A 4,011-nucleotide genomic window follows, 5' to 3' on the forward strand; every position below is an offset into this window, starting at 1 on the left:
CTGGCCGCCATCGTGATCACGCTTTGCCCGCGGCGGTTTTCAGCAGTTTCACCGCGTTGCTGTCCACCAGCAGGGAACCTACGCGCTTGGTGGTATAAAAGTGGACAAACGGCTTGCGGGTGTACGGGTCACGTAACATGCGAATACCAACGCGATCCAGAATGGTGTAGCAGCGCTTGAAGTTACCAAACGCCACTGGCACCGCGTCCGCAGTCTTTAAGTCCGCAAACTGCTCGTTTTCCGCAATCCCGTAACCCAGCAGCGCGGAGGGTTGCCCCAACTGCAAGCCCGGCTGCCACAGGTAGTTGCCCTGACTGTCTTTCAGGGTACGCACCTGAAACAGCATTTTGTTGTTCATCATGAACTTCGCCCCGGTGCGGTACGGTTTACGCAGGGTGTAGATCAGTTGCATGATTTCGTCCGCGGTGACTTCGGTCGGCTTTTTCAGCAATAAGTGCTGCAAGGTGCCCCACTTGCGATCCTTGTCCTCCTGCGTGTCACTGCCGTAGGCCAGCAAGCCTTTGGGTTTGTTCTTGCCATCGCCGTGGGTAAAGGCCACCTCTTCCTGCTCGGCAAATTCCTGTGTCAACTCTGAGGTGATAAAGGCTTCGACATCGAAGAAGGCGTCATCCAGCATGATCTGGGTGGCCGCCGGGTTGCCGTAAATTTCGCCCCACGTCGGTTCGATTTGCGCCAGCTTGGCGGTCTGGGTTTCGGGGCGTTCGTCTGTTTCCCCCACCCAGCCGCTGTTGGTGCCGCCCTGATTAATCAGGCGCTTAAAGTTGGGGTTGCCCACCGATACCACGCTGCATTCTGCCCGCATCACCACTTCGTCTTTCAGGATGTTGATAATGTTGCGATCCAGCTCTTCGGGAACGGCATAGCCGCCATCCGGATCACTGACGGTCTGCATGGCTTTCTGTTCCAGTTCAGCCAGTCCGTCATCCCGGCCCTTGCGGATAAACTGGGCAAAGGCGGTCTTGTGCTCAGATACGGCCTTATTGTTTGCGCCGCCGGCCGGACGTTTCAGCCCCGCCAGTTCTTCTTCCAGCGCCGTTTTCAGGCTATCCAGTTCGGACAGTTTGCCGTTCAGGGTGTCAACCTGACCGGACAATTTGCCTTTTTCGGCCTCAATCGCCTCAAAGCGTTTATCATTCTTCTCTTTGAACTCGTCAAAGCGCCCCTTGATTTCCTGCGCGACCTGTTCAACGTCTTTCAATTCAACTGCCATAATGGACTCCGTGATTATTCAAAAGTAATGGTTTTTAATGCATTCAAAATGGACACGTCCGTTTCAGCGTCACGCAGAGACAACGCGCCGTACCCCTCAGCCATGAACGCCTTAGCCTGAGAGCGGGTGAGTCCAGCGTCGCGCAGGACCCGTTCAATACTTTTGGGTGTGGGAATGTCGCCACGCGCCAGCGCGTTTTTGACCTCGCTCACCCGTGCCTCGTCATTGGCCGGAAAGGTCACGAGGCTGACTTCCCATAAATCCAGATCTTTCAGTAAAAACGCCTCTTTTGTCCGGTCGTATTCCCAGTCTTTCAGGATGTAACCGATGGACAACCCCGACAGGGAACCGGCTTTCATATGGGCGTGCGCCCGTTTTGCTAGCGGGTCATCATCAATGAGCAGCCGCCCCTTGAGGTACAACCCGACGGCGTCTTCTTTCATGTCGGTATAGATACCGATGGGTTCATCCATCCGGTGCTGCCAGAGGAGCGCCGGCAAACCGCCTTTTTCGCGCCACTGCGTCAGGGTGCTGGCAAAGGCGCCGGGCATCACAATATCGTCATAGCTGTCTCTCACCCCGAATACCGAACCGTAGCCCTCGAACTCGCCGGAGTCGCTGACCGATTTGATTTTCAGGGGCACGTCAAGCCGTTGTTTCGTCATCATCGGCATACAGTGTCTCCTCCGCTGGGGTTTTTGGGTCGGTATTTCCCGGTTTTGTGGTCATATTCATCGGGGTCAGATAGATATCCCCGTTCTCGCGCGGGTTCAGATCTTCCAGTTCACGGCACTCATTAGGGGAGTAGATCCCCCAGTTGATGCCGGTGGCGTAGGCTTCAAAACGGGATTTCATATCCCCGCGCAAGAGTGCCCCCGTATTGAACTTGGCGTAGAACCGCCCCTGCTTGTTGCTGTTGACCAGTCCGGCATTGATGCGCTGTTCAATCCGGGTGAGATAGGGCACCAGCGAGTAATTGATAAACCCGATCCCCAGATTTTCAATGTTGTTGAATGTCGCCCTGTCGGTGTTCTGCACCATATGCAGCGGCACGCGGTAAATGCGACAAATTTCTTCCAGCTGAAACTTGCGGGTTTCCAGAAACTGGGCGTCTTCGGCGGATAAGGAAATCTGACTCCACTTCAACCCCATTTCCAAAATGATGGGTTTATGGGCATTCACCAACCCTTGATGCTGCGCCTCAAAATCCGTCTTCAGGCGGTCAAAGGCCTCATCCGTCAATTTTTCATCGGTTTGCAGTACCCCGCTGGTGACCGCCCCATTACCGAACAGCCGGGAACCGTGCTCTTCGGTTGCCAGCCCTAACCCTATCGCCTGCCGGGCATAGGCAATCGGGCTTAACCCCGTCAGGCCATTCAGCGTAAAGATACGTACATGCCAGATTTCATGTTGTGTCAGGGTGGCGGTGTCACCGTTCGGGAAGGTGACCTGATATTCCGGCACCCAGTCGTTATTGAGTTTTGGTGTCACGCTGCCCGGATCGAGAGGCAGTAACTCCACCACCTCCCCCAGTGCCTTGACTTTGTAGGCGTAGAAGTTACCCCGCAGGCACAGGCAGGCAATCAATAGTTCCCAAAATTCCTGTGGGGTCATGTAGTTATTTGGTTTAACGGACAGCAGCTTGTGCAGCCGCTCTTTAACGGCGCGTCGATTTCCCCGCTCCAGTTGTTCATACAGCGAACAGGGCAGCATGCCGACCGATTCCGCCAGCACCCGCACACAGCTAAAGACCGCGGTCAGTTGCATCGCTAACTGAGGGTTAACCTTGCGCCCGGTATACGTATCGTAAGACAGGCCAATCAGTTCACTGAGTTCACGCGAGGTCATGGGTTCGGCGGATTTGCGAAACAGTCCGGGAAAGAACATCAGGCCTCCTTGTCGGGTTTATGGCCCAACATGCGTGAGACCAGATATGACCAGCCGAGGCAGAGCATCCCCGCCACCATAAACCCCGCGGCGGGCAGTAGCAGCCACGCGCCGTAAGACAGCAGGCACGCGCCGGCCAACCCGACCAGCAGGGCAGCAATCATTAATAATGTCATGAAAATACCTCAGAGCGAGCGCAAGCCTCGGCTCATTAACACATCGGACAGGCTTTCCGGTTGCTCGCCCCCGTTCACCAGCAGGCGGCTCATGGCGGTAAACAGCGCGACGGGGCCGTCTATCTTGGCTTCCGGTGTGGATTTGTTCGGGAAAATGTTGTCGTTCTTGTCGGGTTTGGCGGTGACGTTGCTCATCATCCAGTTCATGACCGGGTGATCGTTATGGTGGAATTTGCCGCTGTAGACCAGCGCTTCCAGCGATTTCATGGCTTCCGACAGGTTACGCACCGTTTGGGCGACTTCAATCAGGGGTAGCCCTTCTTCCGCTAACGCCCGGCTGAACTGGGTCGCGCTCCACGGATCAAAGCCAATCTCTTTCAGGTTTTCACCGCTGACCCAATATTGCAGCTCTTCCTTTATTTGCGCATGATCTACCACCTCGCCATCAGTCAGGGTTAATACGCCGATCTCCGCCCACTTACGGTAGAGTTCTGCCATTTGGCGTGAACAGCGTTCCAGCCGGTCTTCCGGCAGCCAGAATTTAAAGTCAGCATGGACATGACCATTGTTACCCTGCCACACTTTGACGGCGGCGCAGATATCTATCTTGTTCGCCAGATCCACGCCGACCCACATCGGGTAGGTTTTCAGCTCATGCGGCGGGGCTATCGGTTCGCAGTCGTCCCATTTCAACATGTCCATCCACGCGGATTCGGC

General features: G+C 55.4%; 5 protein-coding genes. All 5 read right to left on the reverse strand.

The genetic code is table 11. The annotated features are described in order from the left end of the window. Positions 1-16 precede the first annotated feature (16 nt). The gene (locus Xkoz_RS18280) at positions 17-1,231 is read right to left on the reverse strand and encodes a phage major capsid protein (protein WP_099143385.1); all 1,215 of its coding nucleotides are present in this window, start codon (positions 1,229-1,231) and stop codon (positions 17-19) included. Positions 1,232-1,245: 14 nt separating this feature from the next. Beyond that, a complete protein-coding gene (locus tag Xkoz_RS18285; RefSeq protein WP_141554443.1) occupies positions 1,246-1,899 on the reverse strand; it encodes an HK97 family phage prohead protease in 654 nt (217 codons plus the stop codon). Then, a complete protein-coding gene (locus Xkoz_RS18290) occupies positions 1,877-3,118 on the reverse strand; it encodes a phage portal protein (RefSeq protein ID WP_099143387.1) in 1,242 nt (413 codons plus the stop codon). Before Xkoz_RS18290 ends, Xkoz_RS18285 begins: the two co-directional genes overlap by 23 nt. Continuing rightward, complete coding sequence (locus Xkoz_RS21415; RefSeq protein ID WP_167386624.1) at positions 3,118-3,294, reverse strand: hypothetical protein; 177 nt, start codon at positions 3,292-3,294, stop codon at positions 3,118-3,120. The genes Xkoz_RS18290 and Xkoz_RS21415 overlap by 1 nt, the downstream gene beginning before the upstream one ends. Positions 3,295-3,303: 9 nt before the next feature. After that, on the reverse strand, positions 3,304-4,011 hold a 708-nt coding region (locus Xkoz_RS18295), incomplete at its 5' end, for a terminase TerL endonuclease subunit (RefSeq protein ID WP_244183513.1).

Source organism: Xenorhabdus kozodoii, assembly GCF_002632875.1.
In the GTDB taxonomy this organism is placed as follows: domain Bacteria; phylum Pseudomonadota; class Gammaproteobacteria; order Enterobacterales; family Enterobacteriaceae; genus Xenorhabdus; species Xenorhabdus kozodoii.